The sequence below is a fragment of the Faecalimicrobium dakarense genome (assembly GCF_000499525.1).
In the GTDB taxonomy this organism is placed as follows: Bacteria; Bacillota; Clostridia; order Peptostreptococcales; family Peptostreptococcaceae; genus Faecalimicrobium; species Faecalimicrobium dakarense.
In genome coordinates, this window is the sequence record NZ_HG529369.1 from 1 (window position 1) to 18,178 (window position 18,178).

An 18,178-nucleotide genomic window follows, 5' to 3' on the forward strand; every position below is an offset into this window, starting at 1 on the left:
AAATATAAAAAATAAAATAATTGAATTTATGATTTTAAATTATGTTTTATATTTTAATTTTATTTTTTAAGCATTATCATTTTAAACCATTGAAAATTCAAGTTTTAACATACTTTACCTAATTTTATTAAAATTTTAGTAATTATGTATATTTTTGATCAATTGTCTTTTTTAAAATATTAATTTCAATTTTAGTTTTAACTTTTTTAATTCTTTTATAATATTTATTTTAAAAATTTATTAATTAACATTGATTATATAATTTAAACAAAAAGGAGTAGTTATTTAAACTACTCCTTGAAAAACTACTTAACTACTATATTAACTAATTTTTTAGGTACTGCAACTACTTTAACCACAGTTTTACCTTCAACTAGAACTTTTATCTTTTCATCTTCCATTGCTACTTTTTCCATCTCTTCTCTAGAAATGTTAGCTGCAACGCTTAATTTTCCTCTTACTTTACCATTTACTTGAACTACTATTTCAACTTCATCTTTAACTAATGCAGTTTCATCGTATTTAGGCCAGCTTATATCAAATATACTTCCTTCTTTACCTATTATAGTCCATAACTCTTCTCCTATATGTGGAGCAAATGGTGCAAGTATAGTTACTATTGTTTCTATACCTTCTTTTATAACTGCTTCATTTCTATTGTCTAATTCTTTGTACTTGTACATTTCATTTATTAATTCCATTAAAGCAGATATAGCAGTGTTGAATCCAAACTTTTCATTTAAATCTTCTGTTACTTTCTTTAAGGTAGTGTTTATAGTATATCTCATAGCCTTATCTTCTTTGCTTAATTCTCCTAAAGATACATCTGACTTAGCAATATCTTTTAATTCATCTACTAATCTATATACTCTGTTTAAGAATCTGAAACATCCTTCAACACCTTGATCTGACCATTCTAAGTCTCTCTCTGGTGGTGCAGCAAATAGTACAAATAATCTAGCAGTATCAACTCCGTACTCTTCTATTATTTCTGAAGGTGCTACAACATTACCTTTAGACTTACTCATCTTAGTTCCATCTTTTAAAACCATACCTTGAGTTAATAAGTTCTTGAAAGGTTCTTTAAAATCTAACATTCCCATTAAGTTAAATGCCTTTACAAAGAATCTTGAATATAATAAGTGAAGTATTGCATGTTCTACCCCACCTATATATTGATCTACCGGCATCCAATTGTTAACAGCTTCTTTGCTAAATGGTTCTTCAGTATTTTTAGGATCTACGTATCTTAAGAAATACCAAGAAGAGTCAACGAAAGTATCCATTGTATCTGCTTCTCTTCTAGCTGACTTTCCACAATGAGGACAAGTAGCATTCATAAATGTTTTTGAAGTTGTAAGTGGAGATTCACCTTTACCTGTAAACTCAACATCTGTTGGTAATAATACTGGTAAATTTTCTTGTTTTTCAGGAACTATACCACATTCATCACAATATACTACAGGTATTGGACATCCCCAGTATCTTTGTCTAGAAAGTAACCAGTCTCTTAATCTATAGTTAACTGTTTTCTTTCCTCTTCCCATTTCTTCTATTTTTTCTATTATAGCATCGAAAGCCTTTGATGCATCCATTCCATCAAACTCACCAGAGTTTATCATTACATTATCTTCATTTATAACTTCAACTACTTCTAAGTTATACTTAGTTGCAAACTCTCCATCTCTTTCATCATGTGCAGGAACTGCCATAACTGCACCTGTTCCATAATCAGCAAGTACATAATTAGCTATCCATAATGGAACTTTATTTCCGTTTACAGGATTTATTACGTATTTACCTATGAACATTCCTTCTTTTTCTACGTCACTTGAAGTTCTTTCTATCTCAGTCATAGTATGCATTTTAGAAACGAAAGCTTCTACATCCGCTTCATATTCAGTTCCAGCAACTAATTCCTTTACTAATGCATGTTCTGGAGCTAAAACCATGTAAGAAACTCCATAAACTGTATCTGGTCTAGTAGTGAATACTGTTATAGTTTTATCACTTGAATCTATATCGAAAGTTATTTCTGCTCCAGTACTCTTTCCTATCCAGTTCTTTTGCATTGTTTTAACTTTTTCTGGCCAACCATCTAAAGTATCTATGTCTTGAAGTAATTCTTCTGCAAAGTGAGTTGTTTTGAAGTACCATTGTTCTAAGTCTTTCTTTACAACAACAGAGTCACATCTTTCACATGCACCTTGTACAACTTGCTCATTAGCAAGAACTGTTTCACAAGATGGACACCAGTTAACAAAAGATTTCTTTTTATATGCTAGTCCATGTTCTAACATTTTTAAGAATATTTGTTGAGTAAATTTATAGTACTGTGGTGTAGATGTTGCTATTTCTCTATCCCAGTCAAAGCTTAATCCTAATGTTTTTAATTGATTTCTCATATCTGCTATATTTTCCATAGTCCACTTGTCTGGATGTATCCCATGCTTTATAGCTGCGTTTTCTGCTGGAAGTCCAAATGAATCCCATCCCATTGGATGTAGAACATTATATCCTTGCATTTTTTTAAATCTAGCAACTACATCCCCTATAGAGTAGTTTCTAACATGTCCCATATGTAATTTCCCTGATGGATATGGGAACATTTCTAATGCATAGTATTTTGGTTTTGTTGTATCATTTGTATCAGTTTTGTATTGATTGTTTTCTTCCCAAGTTTGTTGCCATTTAGCTTCAATTTCATTTGGTTTATAAACGTTCATCTTTTAGCCTCCTAATTATTATATAAAAAATTCGCTTCGTTTAAGCCACTGCGTGGGCGCTACTCTTCATGTCGCCAACGACCTAAAAATCAGGTCCGTTGCTCAAACTTAGCTGTTGAAATTTATAAACTATAAATTTCTTATATTAAATATTAAAAAAATCCCCATCACTAAACTTAACGTTTAGGGACGAGGATTATATTCGCGGTACCACCCTAATTAGCCTAAAATCAGACTCTCTTAGATAGTTTTTATGCCAACTACGGCTAAATAGATTCTATCTAGCAAGTTCAAAGGTATATTTTACTAGTTCACAGCACCACTAGTTCTCTGAAAAAACATATTCTTTTACTACTCTAGTCTATTTAATTAATTTTAAGTTATAATTTTTTATATTATCACTTTTATGCTAAAGTGTCAACGTCAACAAAAGGTGCATCTTTCCATAACTTCTCTAAGTTATAAAATTCTCTACTTTCTTCATTGAATACATGAACCATAACATCACCATAATCAAGAAGTACCCAAGTTTGAGATTCATATCCTTCTTTACCTCTTGGTTCTATTTCAAGCTTAGTTAATTCGTCTTCTACATTATCAGCTATAGCTTTTACTTGTCTTTGAGAACCAGCTGTTGCTATAACAAAGTAATCACATAAACTTGATACTGCACCTATATTTATTATAGATATATCTTGACCTAATTTGTCATCTATTGCATCGTATATAACTTTTGTCATTTGTTCTACTGTCATATAATCTCCTACCTTTCCTAATTTTAAACACATTTAACTATTATACCATAAATAATAATCTCTATATATGGTATTTTTATTTTTAATAAAAAAGTCTTCTGTGTTAATATTTTATATTAAATCAATAACGTATTACAAGTTTTCTTTTATAAGGTAATTTCTAGCATCTATAGTTCTTGGATGTATCATTTGGTTATTATCTATAACAAACTTAATTGTGTTATTAAATGAAACTATTAAAGCTTCATTTAGTTTTCCTGAATAAGTTAATTCTCTTAAATAATCAACTCCTGGAAAATCTCTTCCTTCCTCTATTAAATCTGCAATATAGATTATTTTCTCTAACATATCCATATTCTCTTTACCTGTAGTATGATACTTTATGGCATTAATTATATCATCATTTTCTATATTTAATTCATATTTAGCTATATATGATCCTATAACACTATGAGATAATGCTAAATTATCTTTTTCTAAAGAATCTAAATTAATATTATATTTATTTACATAGTATTTAACTTCTTCTTTATTTAAGTATTTTGCACAATCATGTGCAATTCCAGCTAAATATGCTTTTTCTTTATCATAGTTATATATTTCACTTAACTTAACTGCACATTTTGCTACATTTAAAGAGTGATTAAATCTCTTTTCTGGTAACATTTCTTTTAATTTATTATTAATATTTTTTAAAATCATTTATTACTCTCCATGCTTATATAATTCATTGTCATATATATATTTTTCTACATATTCAGGAACTAAGTATCTTATTGATTTATTTTCCTTTAATTGATCTCTTATATATGTAGAAGATATATCTAAAGAAGGAACATAAACGCTTATTATATTAGCATTATATTTTTTTTCTAGACATTCTATCTTCTCCTGAGATCTTAATACACTTATGCCTGGTCTAGTTGCAGCAATAAATGTAGCTAATCTAAAGTTTTCATTCACATCTTTCCAACTTTCAATATCACAAATAGCATCCGCTCCTGTTATAAAATAGATATCTATGTTACTATACTTTTTCTTAAGTTCTCTTAAAGTATCTATTGTATAAGTTCTTTCTTCTCTCTTTATTTCTATATCTGAAACAATAAAGTTATTATTATTATTAGTTGCTAAAAGTACCATATTATATCTATCATACTTATTTGTAATATCTAATTTTTTATGAGGAGGATTACCTGATGGTATAAAAAGTATTTTATCTATTTTATACTTGTCTCTAATAAATTCAGCTGTTGCTAAGTGAGCATAATGAATTGGATCAAATGTTCCTCCCATTATCCCTATTTTCATTTTTTTGTTCTCGTTTTCAAATTTCTCTAGTTTACTATCATTTATTAGTTTTGCTTTGTTAACTAGATTATCAATACTCATACTTGCTCTCCTTTATAGAAATTATATTACTATTGTATCATTATTTTTAACTTATTAAAGGCTATAAATTGTTTTTTAGTATATACTTATATCTATAAATAATACAAAGGAGATTTAAAATGGCTATAATTACTAAAATAGAATCACAAAAAAAAAGCACTGATCGTGTTAATATATATGTAAATAATGAATTTTTCATGGCTATATTCGCTGAGTTGGTTTACAATTTTAATTTAAAAAAAGGAATGGAAATAGAAGAAGAAGCATTAAAATCCTTACTTAAAGACGAAATGTATATAAAAGCTAAAAATAAATCTTTAAATATTTTATCTAAAGCTGATCAATCAGAAAAAAAATCAAAGAAAAACTATCTAATGAATTTGAAGAAGATACTATTGATAGAGTTATTGATTTTTTAAAGAGAAATAATTTTATAAATGATGATATCTTAGCTCAAAAAATTGTTAATACTAATATTAACTTAAATAGATGTGGTCGAAATAAAATTAAACAAAATTTATACAATAAAGGAATTGATAAACAATCTATCAATGAAGCTATTAATGAAATTGATGAGGATGCTGAATACGAAAATGCTATGTACCTAGCTCAAAAGCGATATGACCGCATTAAGAATGAAGATAAAAGAAAAATATATCAAAAAATTTCTCAACATTTAGCTTATAAGGGCTTTAATTATGATATTATAAAAAGAGTTTTAAACAAACTTTTAAACACTGATGAATATGACTTTTAAATTGTTTTAGCCACACGTTGGCGACAGGAGGTAATACTTTTGGTTAAATCATTAATAATAGGTACCTTAAGTCTTATACTTGGTATCTATAACGTTATACAGTTATATAAAAAAGATAGTATTAGATAATTATACTTACAACAAAACCCCCTTTTATTAATATATTATTAATTAAAGGGGGTTTTAGCTATGGATCAAAATAGAAAGAAAAGAGCCTCGGGATATTCTTTTGCCACAATGCTAATATTAGTTGGTGTTCTTGGCTTAATTATTTTATCTGAAGTTTCAAGAAATGAAATGACTGGATTAGTATTTTTCTTTATATGTTTAATACCTGCCGTTGGAATTTATGTATATTTAGGTTGTACTTCTGAGAAGGATAATTATAATAAAATATATAAGCCTTATAAATCTAGAAAAAGTGAAGTGGTATCTTCTTCAATATGGTTACTAGCACTAGCCTCTTTTTTTATAATAGGTTTTATATTTGATGGATGGGATTATGCATGGGTGGTCTTCTTAATTGGAGCTGCTATTCAAAACCTTACCGAGTTATTTAATTCAAATGATAAAGATAATTTAAGTTAATAAAAAACCCCTTATAGTAGAAACAAAAAGTACTATTATAAGGGGTTTTTTATTAACTATTTTGTAGATTTTATATTTTTTCTTATATTTCTTAGAATAAATTTAATCAACTCATTTATTAACAGTACCGCAGATGAAGATAATATTATTTTAATCCACATACTAGTATCTAATGAAACTGCATTGAAAAGTCCTGGGCATAATTGAATAACTAAAATTTGTAAAACTCCAGTTATAATTATTACTTGTATAGCTAATTTATTTTTGAAGAAATTAGTTGCTGCACTATTTAACCCAAACTCTCTACAGTTAAATGCATTAAATAATGCATTAAATGCAAATAGTGAAAATATTACAGTACCTTGTTCTTTAGGAGCAGCACCTAGAAAATTATTTAGGTATTGAGAATATACAGCTATAACTATTAAAGATGCATTAATAATTATATTAACTACCATAGATCTAGTTATTATATTAGCTTTTCTATTTATTGGTTTTCTATTTAATACATAGTCTCTAACAGGCTCTAAGCCTAAAGCTAATGCTGGAGGTCCATCCATTATTATATTTACCCATAATAGTTGTATTGTAGTAAATGGCATTTCTTTTCCCATTACCTGAGATAAAATTGCTATTAAAAAAGCAACAATATTAACTGTTAACTGAAACTGTATAAACCTTTGGAAGTTTTCATAAATTCCTCTTCCCCACTTAATTCCATCAATAATAGTAGTAAAACTATCGTCTGTTAATATTATGTCTGCTGCATTTTTAGATACCTCTGTTCCTGATATTCCCATAGCTATACCTACATCCGCTTTAGAAAGTGCTGGAGCATCATTTATCCCATCGCCAGTAACTGCAACAACTTCATTATTATTTTGAAGTGCTGATACTATTCTCATTTTTGTATCTGGTTTACTTCTGGCAACTATTGATATATTTTTAATTTCTGATCTTAAATCTTCATCTGTAAGTGAATCTATATATGTAGCCTCAACCGCTATTTTTCCATTTTCTAATAATCCTATTTCCTTGCCTATTGCTTTTGCGGTATTTATATTATCACCTGTAAGCATTTTAACTTCTACTCCTGCATCATTAGCTATATTTATAGAATCCTTAACACCGTCTCTTAATGGATCTAATATGCCTACAAATCCACTAAATACTAAATCAGAAGAATTTTCATATTGTTCAACTTCCTCAGTAATAGCTAATTCATCTTCATAAGTAGCAGCTACTTGTGCATATGATTTATTTATTTTTTTATATGCAAATCCTAATGTTCTCATAGATTTTGATTGTAGTTTTTCTATTTCCCTCAATATGCTAGTTCTTATATCATTTGTAATTTTTATTATATCTTTTCCCTTTTGAATATAAGAACAGTTTTTTAAAATAATTTCAGGAGCACCTTTACATAAATATATTTCTGAGTTGTCTTTTTGAATAAGTGAAGACATTCTCTTTTTGTCTGAACTAAATGGTAATTGAGATATTAAGTTTGTACATTTTCGCACTTCTCTATAATCATTTTTATTATATAGAAGTAATGCACACTCTGTTGCACTCCCTATATACTTATAGCCTTTACCATCTTTTTCTATATCAGCAGTAGAATTAACCATGCAATTTTCATTAAAATAGCTATAGCTATTGTAGTCATTGTTTAAGTTGTCTACATAATTTCCATCTATATAAGCTACTTCTACCACCATTTTATTTTGAGTTAATGTTCCTGTTTTATCTGAACAAATTACTGATACTGCACCTATCGTCTCACAAGCTTCTTTTTTAGTTACTAAAGCATTTATCTTAGCCATTTTTTGCATTGTTATAGCTAGAGTTATATTTACCATTGTAGGTAACCCTTCTGGTACAGTTGCTACAATTAAAGCTATACATACCATATATGCGTCTTTTGCTGGCTCTAATGATTGTAAAAATGGTATAAAACCAGATGTATCTAGTATTAATTGCCCCTTTGTATGTAACTTAAACATAATATATATACAAAGTAAAGTTGCTATAGTTCCTGATATAGCTGCTATTTGAGCACCTAATTTACCTAATTTGATTTGAAGAGGTGTTGATATAGCATCTTGATCTAAATCTTTTGATATTTTTCCCATTTCACTACTATCACCAATCGACGTAACTACCATAGTTCCCCTACCATATGCAACTAATGTTCCTCCAAATACCATATTTATTTGTTTAGATGGAATTGCATCTTGTTCCTTAATATCATTTCTTGAGTATATAACTTCCATATCAACTGTAACATCTGATCTTTTTGCTACATCATCAGACTCACCAGTTAGCATATCCTCTCTCATTTTTAAATTTATTGATTCAATAAGCCTTCCATCAGCAGGTATCATATCACCTGTTTCTATGTATACTATATCTCCAGGAACTAAATCATTTTTAGAAAGCTTTGTTATTTTCCCGTCTCTAAGCGCTTTTACCTCTATATTTTCAGTTAATTTAGAAAGTGATTGAGCTGCCTTTTTAGATTTTCCTTCTGTTATTATACCTATTGATATTCCTAATATTATAGCTCCTATTATGCCTATTGCATCATGTAATTCTCCTACAAATGCACTTATAACAGCTGCACCTAACAATATTAATATCATTGGCTCTGTTATACTTTTTCCTAGTTCATCAAAAAATGAACTTTCTTCTTTAACTGTAAATTCATTTTTCCCATATTCTTCATTCCTTAACTTTACCTCATTACTACTTAGACCTTTTAAGGCATCTACTTTAAGGTCCTTTAGAACTTCTTCCTTTTGTTTGTTGTAATATCTCATGGTTTTTGTCCCCCTAGTTAAACTTAATTTATACTTGTCCTATGAGACATTATATAAACAATAGTTAGAAAATATTACTAAATTTTAAAAAGTATTATATAAAAATACTACTATAGTTTATATATCTAAAAATAAACTATAGTAGTATTTAAGCTATCATATATATTTTTTTATAATTTTAGCAACGGGTAATCCTATTATAAGCCCTATAACTACCTGAGTTATATTTCCTGGTATTGATGTTAAAGGAACAGTTAAATTTCCATATAATATTACTTCTGTTATATAATAACCAATTAACATCCATATCCCAGATATTATAACCGCAAAAATATTAGTAGCTGTATTGTTTCCGCATTTACCATTTGACCATGCTATATTACCTATTATATATCCCATAATCCCTCTTACTATAAATGTAAATGGAGCCCACATAGTCCATCCTGATACTAAATCAAATAGAGCCATTCCAAAAGCACCAGATATAGCGCCTTTTTTCTTACCGAATACTATTGATGATATAAACAACATTGTATTTCCTAAATGTATTAATCCACCATTTATAGATATAGGAAGTTTTATATTTATAAATTTGGTTGCTATAAATACCAATGCTATAAGTAAAGACGTTTCAACCAAATCTCTAGTTGTGAACTTTTCTCTTTTAATTACCGTTTCCACTATATCCCCCCTAAGTTTTTACTTTTAGTTGTAATATTTATTAAACAGTTTAACTAAATTTTTATCACTCTTAAATCCTAACTCTTTTAAACTCTCATCTAGTATATTTAGTATGTATATTATATTTTCTAACCTTGCATTCTCTCCCATATGACCTATTCTTAATAATTTATCTATATATTCACATAAAGATGTAGCTACAAGTGTGTTGTATTTTTTTAACATATAGTTAGATAGATTTAAAGCTCCTATACTTTCTGGTATCTTTATTGTTGTAACGGTATTTGAATATCCTTTATCTAAAAATAGTTCTAAACCATATTCTTTTATAGAGTTTCTAGTAGCAAACGCTATTTTTTCATGTCTACTAATTACATTTTCTATGCCTTCATCTAATATATTATCTACTGCTTTATCAAGTCCCATTATATCGCTTATAGGCATTGTGTATGGAAAGCTTTTATTTTCATAATAATCTTGCCATATACTCAAATTACAATAAAATCCACTTATCTTTGTTTTTCTATTTTTAATATATGTTTTTGCATCATTACTAATACTCACTATTGTAAGACCAGCTGGTGCAGATATTGCCTTTTGAGATCCTCCTAAAGCTATATCTATTTGCCACTCGTCGACATTTAATTCTTCTCCAACCATAGCTGCAACAGAATCTACAACTGTTAGTATATTATATTCTTTTAACAGTGGGCAAATTTTACTTATATTATTTAATACACCTGTTGGAGTATCACAATGAACTACTGTTGCATATTTAAAATTATTATCATGTTCTAAAAATTTTTTTAAATCTTCTATATCTAAATCTTTATTATAATCTTTTGAGAAATACACTACTTCTCCGCCATACATAGTAATAAAATCAGAAAATCCTTTTCCAAATATTCCATTATCTATTACAAGTACTCTATCACCTTTTTCCGTCAAAGATGCACAAGCCGCCTCTAATCCCAATATTCCTTCTCCACTTAATATGTAAACATCATTTTTAGTATTTATTATTCTTCCAATCTTTTCACATGTATTTTTATAAAAATCAAAGAAATCTTTATCTATATCTGGATTAGTTGTTTTTTGTGCTCTAGCTAACAAAACATTCTCTCTTATAGATGTTGGTCCTGGTGTATAAACAAATTTATTATTCACTTAATTTCCCCCCTTTTTCTATTATAAAAATATTATAGCTAAGTTTTATTCAAAGCGATACAATTTATGTTTTTTTAATGATTGTATGAATACAATTTTAATATATAAATTTAAACTAACTTTATAATAATTAAATATATTCTTACTATCTTTTAATTTAGACAAATTAAACTTTATAAAGTTATAAATTCTACTATATTAAATATAATTGTCACAACAAATACAAAAATACTATTTCCTAGGAAATTTTTAATATAAAGTTGTCAAATTTAAAGTTTTAATAATATAACAAAGTATAAAAATAAATGTTAAAATAATTAAATAAATATGTTTTCAAATACAAATACTATACTAAATAATCGGTATAAGGAGATAACTATGATTGATTTAATTTTGCTCGGATGTGGCGGCAACATGCCAATGCCTAATAGATTTTTGTCTTCTCTATTTATAAACTATATGGGAAGAAAAATACTTATAGATTGCGGTGAAGGAACTCAGATTTCTATGAGAATGAAAAATTGTGGATTTAAAAATATAGATTTAATATGTATCACTCATCTTCACGGAGATCATATAAATGGTATCATTGGACTTTTATCTACCATTGGAAATAGTTCTAGAACTGAAGATTTAACAATTGTAGGCCCTAAAGGAATAATAGATGTTATGAATGCTATTAAAGTTTTAATTGAGTATTTGCCTTATAAAATAAACATTATTGAAAATCCTAAAGGCCCTTTTTCTTTAAGTAATGGCCCTTTAAAAGATGTTGAAATCTCTACATTGGAGTTACAACATTCAACTGAGTGTTTAGGATATAGCTTATATTTTAAAAGAAAAGCCAAATTTAATATAGAAAAAGCTACTTCTAATAATGTACCTAAGATACTTTGGAATAAACTTCAGTCTGGAGATAGTGTTGTTTTAGATGATGTAGAATATACCCCTAGTATGGTTTTAGGTGATGATAGAAAAGGAGTTAAAGTTAGTTTTATAACTGATACAAGACCTATAGATTCAATCCCAAATTTTATAAATGATAGTGACTTATTTATATGTGAATCTATGTATGGGGATGACTTAGATATTTCAAAAGCAGTAAAAAATCAGCATATGACATTTAGAGAAGCTGCTAATTTAGCATCCCTAGGAAAAGTAAAAAAACTTTTATTAACCCATTTTAGTCCTTCTCTTGAAGACCCTAATTTTTATTTAGATAATGCTACTACAACATTTAAAAACACAATTGTAGGTGAAGATAGACTAGAAATTAATTTAAACTTTAAAGAATAAAAAAACTCGCTTTACTCAAGCCTATAAGTTGGAAATTATAATTTTCTTGTATTAAAAAAGCATCTATAAATTTATAGATGCTTTTAATTTAATTATTTAGATACATTTCCTGCTACATTTAATACATCCCATGTTCTTGCAAATGGTGGTGCATAACATAAGTCTAACATTCCTAATTGATTAGTTGTTAATTTTCCAAATATAGCTGCTGCTATTACATTTGTTCTTTGAACTGAATCTTTATATCCTGCAACCTGTCCACCTAATATTACTTTAGTTTTTGCATCATATACAAGTTTTACATATATTTTGTCTCTACCTGGGTAGTAATTAGTTTGATTAAAATCAGATATAAACTTTACTTTATAATCTAATCCTAATTTTTCAGCTTGTACTTCTGTTAAACCAGTTGAACCAGCTTCCATATCCATAACTTTTAAACAACTTGAACCTAAAGATCCTTGGAATGCGTTATTAGCTCCAGCTAAATTTTCTCCAACTATTCTTCCTAATTTGTTAGCTCCTGTTGCTAATGGTACATATGTATCTTGTCCACTAACAATATTTTTTATAGTTGCACAGTCACCTGCTGAGTATATATCTTCTACAGATGTTTTACCAAATTCATCTACTATTATAGCTCCATTTGGTAGCATTTCTATTCCACTATCTTTTAAGAAAGCAGTGTTTGGTCTAACTCCTGTAGCTATTATAACTACATCTGCCTCAACTTCACCTTTATTTGTTATAACTTTTTCTACTTTAGTTTCTCCAACTAATTCAGAAACAAGTCCTTCTAATACTAAGTTTACATCATGCTTTCTTATTTCCTCTTCTAATACATCAGTTATTTCTTTATCAAATACTTGTTCTAATACTCTATTTCCAGCTTGGAATACAGTAACATTTTTACCTAAATGTCTAGCAGCTTCTACAGCTTCTAATCCTATAAATCCTGCACCTATTATAACTATGTTTTTATTTTCTTCTTTATTTAATAATTCTTTTACTCTTATACCATCTTCCATAGACTTCAATGTTGAAACATTTTCAAGTTTAACATTTTTAATAGGAGGTATTATACTACTTGCTCCCGTTGCTATCATTAGCTTATCATACGAATCTTCAAACTCTTCACCAGTTTTAACATTTTTTACTATAACTTTTTTTGCCACTGGATCAACGTTTACAACTTCATGAAATACTTGTAAATCAATTCCTGTTTCTCTAAATTTTTCTGGACTTCTTGCTATCATATTGTTTGCATCATCAAAGAATCCACCAACAAAGTATGGAAGGCCACATGCACCAAATGATACTACATCAGTTTTTTCATAAACTACAACTTCATATTCTGGCTTACTTCTTTTTAATTTTGCTGCTGCACTCATACCAGCTGCAACTGCACCTATTATTATAACTCTCATGACCATTCTCCTTAAATGTTTAAATATTTTTATATTCTTATTTTATCATAAAATCGATTTTTTATAATTAATATTAATTTAATAAGACTAGGGCAAAAGCCCTAGTCATAATTATTATGCATTCATCTCGTCTTCTTCTGAATTATCTATAGCTGCATTAAACTTATTTTTATCTACTTCATTGAATACTCTACCTGCAACTAAACCTGCTGTTAAAGATCCATTTACGTTTAATGCTGTTCTAGCCATATCTATTAATGGCTCTACTGATATTAATAAACCAGCTAAAGCAACTGGTAAGTTCATACTTGAAAGAACTAATAATGCAGCAAATGTTGCTCCACCACCAACTCCTGCAACTCCAAATGAACTTACAGCTATTATAACTATTAATTGAATTATAAATCCAGGATCTAGTGGATTTATACCCACAACTGGTGCTATCATAACAGCTAGCATTGCTGGATAAATTCCTGCACATCCATTTTGCCCCATTGTGACCCCAAATGAACCTGATAAACTTGCTATTTCTTCAGAAACTCCTAATTTATCAGTTTGAGTTTTTATATTCATTGTTAAAGCACCTGCACTTGATCTAGATGTAAATGCAAATGTTAAAACTGGTAAAGCTTTCTTTATATATGTTATTGGGTTATATCCCGCAAAGTATAACATTACTAAATGTATTACAAACATTAATCCTATTGCAACATAAGATGCTAATATGAATTTACCTAAACTTACTATACCCGCTATATTAGTTTTTGCAACGGTATTTGTTATTAATGCTAATACTCCATATGGAGTTAATCTAAGTACTAAAGTTACTATACGCATTACTACAGCTTGACATGCTCCAACCATATCAATGAATAGTTCTGCCTTTTCTGGTTTTTTCTTTTTAATTTGATTTGTTGCTACTCCTATAAATGCTGAGAATATAACAACACTTATAGTTGATGTTGCTCTAGCTCCAGTCATATCTAAGAATGGATTTTCTGGAACCATATCAAGCATTCTTGTTGGGAAGTCTGTTTCTTGAACACTTGTAAGTTTCTCTTCAAGATAAGCTCCTCTTTCTTCTTCTGCTTGACCTGTTTGTATTTCTTCAGCAGTTAAGTTAAATGCTGATGTTACTCCTATACCAACAGCTGCTGATATACCTGTAGTTAATATTAATACACCTATAATTAGTCCGGCTTTTTTACCTAAGTCTTTAGATGACTTAGTTGATACTAAAGCTGATATAATAGATACCATTACTAATGGAACTACTACCATCTTTAATAGCTTAACATAACCAGTCCCCATTATGTTAAACCAACTTGTACTTTGTTTTACTACTTCTGAGTCTGAACCAAAAATAAATTGTAGCCCTAGACCAAATACTAGTCCTATACCCAGTGCAAGAAACACTCTCTTATTAAAAGGTACATATTTCTTTTGCATAGAAACAAGCATAAATACAATTGCTGCCATGATAGCGATGTTTATCACTACCATCATTGTTGTATTCATAGTAGATTTTCCCCCTTATGTATTTTTAGATAATTTGTTATTTAAGTGTCTACAAATCATCTTTATGTCTTATATATTAACATAAATGATTTCGTTTTCCCAGCCTTTTTTTTACATTTTTTCTTAATTTATCTTAATTTTTTTCCTATTTTTTTACCTTTTTTGTTATTTTATTAGCTTTCTTACCTTTTTTACTTTAATTTCTTTTTCATACACCAATCTTATTTATTTAGCAAAGCAAACTAAAAAAAGCATTGTTAAGTTTAAATAGCTTAACAATGCTTTTTGGTTATTTTCTAGCCGACCTCTTTGTTGGCTTACCTTTTTTAGTAATATTCTCATCTTTAACTTTAGCCTTAGCTGGAGCATGTCCAGGGAATACTATTTTAGGTTCATCCATATTTTTTTTATATAAAGTAAACTTAGATCCTATAGCTTGAACAAATTCTGCTCTTAAAGCTTCACATACTGCATTTGCAGTTTCTTTTGTATCAAGACCTGCAGTTTCAAGTATTGTAACTTTAACTATTTCTCTAGTTTTTAACATTCCATCAAGTTGCTCTAAAAAGCTTTCAGTTACACCATCTTTTCCTATTTGAGTAACAGGCTTTAAAGTGTTAGCTATTGATCTTAAGTATGCTCTTTGCTTTCCTTTTAACATTTTGTCACCTCGTGTCTTTTCTAATTATAGAATTCGAATTCTATTTCGTAAATTCTAACTGTGTCTCCATCTTCAATTCCCATTTCTCTAAGTCTGTCAAATACGCCTTGACCTTCCATAGCTTTTTGGAAGAATTGAAGAGATTCCATATCATCAAAGTTAACAGAGTACATAATTCTTCTAAGTGCTTTACCTGTAACAACATATACTCCATCTTCTATATCTATATTTAAGCCTTCCTCTTCTTGAACATCTAATTCTGGCTTGTACATTTCTTCTTCTGTAACTAACTCTACATCTTCAACTTCATTTAATAATTGAGATACATAAGTTATTACATCATCTATACCTTGACGAGTAGCAGCAGACATTTTAAATACCTTATAACCTCTGCCTTCTAGCTCTGCTTTGAATTCTTCAAATGTACTTTCATCTTCTAATATATCTATTTTATTAGCAACTACCACTTGTGGTCTTGTTGATAATCTTTCATTATACATTTTAAGTTCATCATTTATTTTATCAAAGTCTTCTAAAGCATCTCTACCTTCTAAACCTGATATATCTACTATATGAATTAAAACTTTAGTTCTTTCAACGTGTCTTAAGAAGTCATGTCCAAGACCAATTCCTTCAGCTGCTCCTTCTATAAGCCCTGGTATATCAGCTAATACAAAACTATCTCCAAACTTAGTTTGAACAACACCTAAATTAGGTGTTAAAGTTGTGAAATGATAGTTAGCTATCTTTGGCTTAGCCTTAGTTACAACTGATAAGAATGTAGATTTCCCTACATTTGGGAATCCAAGTAACCCTACATCAGCTATCATCTTAAGCTCTAATGTTACCCATCTTTCTTGTCCATCTGTACCAGATTTAGCAAAAGCTGGAGCTTGTCTTACTGCATTTGCAAAGTGTTGGTTTCCTTTTCCACCTCTACCGCCTCTAGCAACTACAGCTCTATCGCCTTCTTCTTTTAAGTCAGCTAAAATAAGACCTGTCGCTTCATCTCTTATTATCGTACCTGCAGGAACTCTAAGAACTAAATCTTCTCCATTTTTACCTGCTCTTTTTGACTTTCCACCGTCTCCACCTGGCTCTGCTGAGTATTTTCTCTGATATTTAAAATCCATTAATGTTCTAAGACCTAAATCCACTTCAAATACTATACTTGCACCATGTCCACCGTCTCCACCATCTGGACCACCAGCTGGAACATACTTTTCTTTTCTAAATCCTACCGAACCATTTCCACCGTTACCGGCTTTAACGAAAATTCTTGCCTTATCTATAAACATATTAATCACCTACTTGATTAAGTCATTTTTTATTTATTCTTTCCAAAATAGATATATATAATTCCGTAAATATCTATTTACAAGAAAAAGGAGTGCATTAACACTCCTTTTTTATGTATTACTCAGCTATTGATACTGGGTATACACTTACTTTCTTTCTCTTCTTATCTTTTCTTTCGAATTTAACAGCACCGTCAACTAATGCAAATAAAGTGTCATCGCCACCTATACCTACGTTAGTTCCTGGATGTATTTTAGTACCTCTTTGTCTTACTATTATACTACCAGCAGTTACTACTTGTCCGTCGAATCTCTTAACACCTAATCTCTTAGATATAGAATCTCTACCGTTTTTAGAAGACCCTACCCCTTTCTTAGATGCAAGTAACTGTAAGTTCATGTTTAACATATGGAGTCACCCCCTACTTTTTTAAGATTTTTATATTTTTGGGATATTCCCGTTTAATTCCATCAATTGCTAATTGAAAATGATTTAGTAATAATTGAGATTTCTCAATATATGTATCTTTAACAATACATTCTATATGACCTTCTTGTCCTATTACAGTTTCAAATTCAACCTTCACTAATTTGTCTAAAGAGTTTATTACTGCAATAGCATTAGATGTAACTGCAGAACATACTATATCATAACCAATTTCTGCGAAATCAGCATGACCTTTTAAACAAAATCCTTTTAGTGAAAAGTCATCATCGTAATAATATTTAACTTTTATCATTACTCAACCTTTAATTAAGCGTTTATCTTTTCGATAACTATCTTAGTGTATGGTTGACGATGTCCTTGCTTTCTTCTGTAGTCTTTCTTAGCTTTGTACTTGAAAACTACAACTTTCTTAGCTTTACCTTGCTCAACAACTTTCGCTTGAACAGAAGCACCTTCAACAACAGGAGCTCCAACTACTAACTCTCCATCTTTAGTGCAAGCTAATACTTCGTTTAAAGTAACAACATCACCTGCGTTAGCTTCTAACTTTTCAACGAATAATACATCACCTTCAGCAACTTTATATTGCTTTCCACCTGTTTTAACTATAGCGTACATTAAATACACCTCCTCGGTCTTAAA

18 protein-coding genes and 1 other annotated feature are annotated in these 18,178 nt (G+C 29.2%); of the genes, 4 read left to right on the top strand and 14 right to left on the bottom strand.

Annotated features, from left to right (window positions below):
• Positions 1 to 305 precede the first annotated feature (305 nt).
• The 4 genes from leuS to nadD all read right to left on the bottom strand — a co-directional run bounded on the left by leuS (position 306) and on the right by nadD (position 4,873).
• Positions 306 to 2,726 carry a leucine--tRNA ligase gene (gene leuS, locus BN899_RS11945; RefSeq protein WP_042275688.1) on the bottom strand — a complete coding sequence of 807 codons (2,421 nt, stop codon included), beginning with the start codon at positions 2,724 to 2,726 and terminating at the stop codon, positions 306 to 308.
• A 182-nt stretch (positions 2,727 to 2,908) separates the two neighbouring features.
• Positions 2,909 to 3,100 (bottom strand) — a binding site (T-box leader).
• 30 nt (positions 3,101 to 3,130) lie between these two features.
• Complete coding sequence (rsfS, locus tag BN899_RS11950) at positions 3,131 to 3,481, bottom strand: ribosome silencing factor (RefSeq protein ID WP_042275689.1); 351 nt, start codon at positions 3,479 to 3,481, stop codon at positions 3,131 to 3,133.
• Between the two features lie 132 nt (positions 3,482 to 3,613).
• A complete protein-coding gene (yqeK, locus tag BN899_RS11955) occupies positions 3,614 to 4,183 on the bottom strand; it encodes a bis(5'-nucleosyl)-tetraphosphatase (symmetrical) YqeK (protein ID WP_042275690.1) in 570 nt (189 codons plus the stop codon).
• Positions 4,184 to 4,186: 3 nt separating this feature from the next.
• On the bottom strand, positions 4,187 to 4,873 hold the full coding sequence (gene nadD / locus BN899_RS11960; RefSeq protein ID WP_042275691.1) for a nicotinate-nucleotide adenylyltransferase: 687 nt from the start codon (positions 4,871 to 4,873) through the stop codon (positions 4,187 to 4,189).
• A 119-nt stretch (positions 4,874 to 4,992) separates the two neighbouring features.
• Between nadD and BN899_RS19825 the strand changes: the two genes are divergently transcribed.
• From BN899_RS19825 to BN899_RS11970, 3 genes are all read left to right on the top strand, one after another.
• On the top strand, positions 4,993 to 5,292 hold the full coding sequence (locus tag BN899_RS19825; protein WP_242824166.1) for a regulatory protein RecX: 300 nt from the start codon (positions 4,993 to 4,995) through the stop codon (positions 5,290 to 5,292).
• 56 nt (positions 5,293 to 5,348) lie between these two features.
• Complete coding sequence (locus BN899_RS20840) at positions 5,349 to 5,630, top strand: regulatory protein RecX (RefSeq protein WP_373276238.1); 282 nt, start codon at positions 5,349 to 5,351, stop codon at positions 5,628 to 5,630.
• Positions 5,631 to 5,819: 189 nt separating this feature from the next.
• The gene (locus BN899_RS11970) at positions 5,820 to 6,218 is read left to right on the top strand and encodes a hypothetical protein (RefSeq protein WP_042275692.1); all 399 of its coding nucleotides are present in this window, start codon (positions 5,820 to 5,822) and stop codon (positions 6,216 to 6,218) included.
• A gap of 56 nt (positions 6,219 to 6,274) precedes the next feature.
• Here the strand turns inward: BN899_RS11970 and BN899_RS11975 are convergent, their stop codons facing one another.
• From BN899_RS11975 to BN899_RS11985, 3 genes are all read right to left on the bottom strand, one after another.
• Positions 6,275 to 9,040 (bottom strand): calcium-translocating P-type ATPase, PMCA-type, encoded by a 2,766-nt coding sequence (locus tag BN899_RS11975; RefSeq protein WP_042275693.1) that lies wholly within the window; start codon positions 9,038 to 9,040, stop codon positions 6,275 to 6,277.
• 156 nt (positions 9,041 to 9,196) lie between these two features.
• Positions 9,197 to 9,721, bottom strand: coding sequence for an ECF transporter S component (locus tag BN899_RS11980; RefSeq protein ID WP_042275694.1), 525 nt, complete (start codon positions 9,719 to 9,721; stop codon positions 9,197 to 9,199).
• 24 nt (positions 9,722 to 9,745) lie between these two features.
• A complete protein-coding gene (locus BN899_RS11985; protein ID WP_042275695.1) occupies positions 9,746 to 10,888 on the bottom strand; it encodes a pyridoxal-phosphate-dependent aminotransferase family protein in 1,143 nt (380 codons plus the stop codon).
• A 378-nt stretch (positions 10,889 to 11,266) separates the two neighbouring features.
• On the opposite strand from BN899_RS11985, the gene BN899_RS11990 reads away from it, so the two are divergent.
• Positions 11,267 to 12,184: a ribonuclease Z gene (locus tag BN899_RS11990; protein ID WP_042275696.1), complete on the top strand. Its 918-nt coding sequence runs from the start codon at positions 11,267 to 11,269 to the stop codon at positions 12,182 to 12,184.
• A gap of 92 nt (positions 12,185 to 12,276) precedes the next feature.
• Here BN899_RS11990 and BN899_RS11995 read toward each other — a convergent pair whose 3' ends face one another.
• The 7 genes from BN899_RS11995 to rplU form a co-directional block, all read right to left on the bottom strand.
• Entirely contained in the window at positions 12,277 to 13,611 is a 1,335-nt protein-coding gene (locus tag BN899_RS11995; RefSeq protein ID WP_042275697.1) for a CoA-disulfide reductase, read from the bottom strand.
• Positions 13,612 to 13,725: 114 nt separating this feature from the next.
• Positions 13,726 to 15,129 (bottom strand): L-cystine transporter, encoded by a 1,404-nt coding sequence (locus BN899_RS12000; protein ID WP_042275699.1) that lies wholly within the window; start codon positions 15,127 to 15,129, stop codon positions 13,726 to 13,728.
• Between the two features lie 289 nt (positions 15,130 to 15,418).
• Positions 15,419 to 15,790 (bottom strand): YhbY family RNA-binding protein, encoded by a 372-nt coding sequence (locus tag BN899_RS12005; RefSeq protein WP_042275700.1) that lies wholly within the window; start codon positions 15,788 to 15,790, stop codon positions 15,419 to 15,421.
• Between the two features lie 20 nt (positions 15,791 to 15,810).
• Complete coding sequence (gene obgE / locus BN899_RS12010; RefSeq protein ID WP_042275701.1) at positions 15,811 to 17,088, bottom strand: GTPase ObgE; 1,278 nt, start codon at positions 17,086 to 17,088, stop codon at positions 15,811 to 15,813.
• A gap of 118 nt (positions 17,089 to 17,206) precedes the next feature.
• Positions 17,207 to 17,497 (bottom strand): 50S ribosomal protein L27, encoded by a 291-nt coding sequence (gene rpmA, locus BN899_RS12015; protein WP_042275702.1) that lies wholly within the window; start codon positions 17,495 to 17,497, stop codon positions 17,207 to 17,209.
• 13 nt (positions 17,498 to 17,510) lie between these two features.
• Positions 17,511 to 17,828 carry a ribosomal-processing cysteine protease Prp gene (locus BN899_RS12020; RefSeq protein ID WP_042275704.1) on the bottom strand — a complete coding sequence of 106 codons (318 nt, stop codon included), beginning with the start codon at positions 17,826 to 17,828 and terminating at the stop codon, positions 17,511 to 17,513.
• 14 nt (positions 17,829 to 17,842) lie between these two features.
• Positions 17,843 to 18,154 (bottom strand): 50S ribosomal protein L21, encoded by a 312-nt coding sequence (rplU, locus tag BN899_RS12025; RefSeq protein ID WP_042275706.1) that lies wholly within the window; start codon positions 18,152 to 18,154, stop codon positions 17,843 to 17,845.
• Between the last annotated feature and the right edge of the window lie 24 nt (positions 18,155 to 18,178).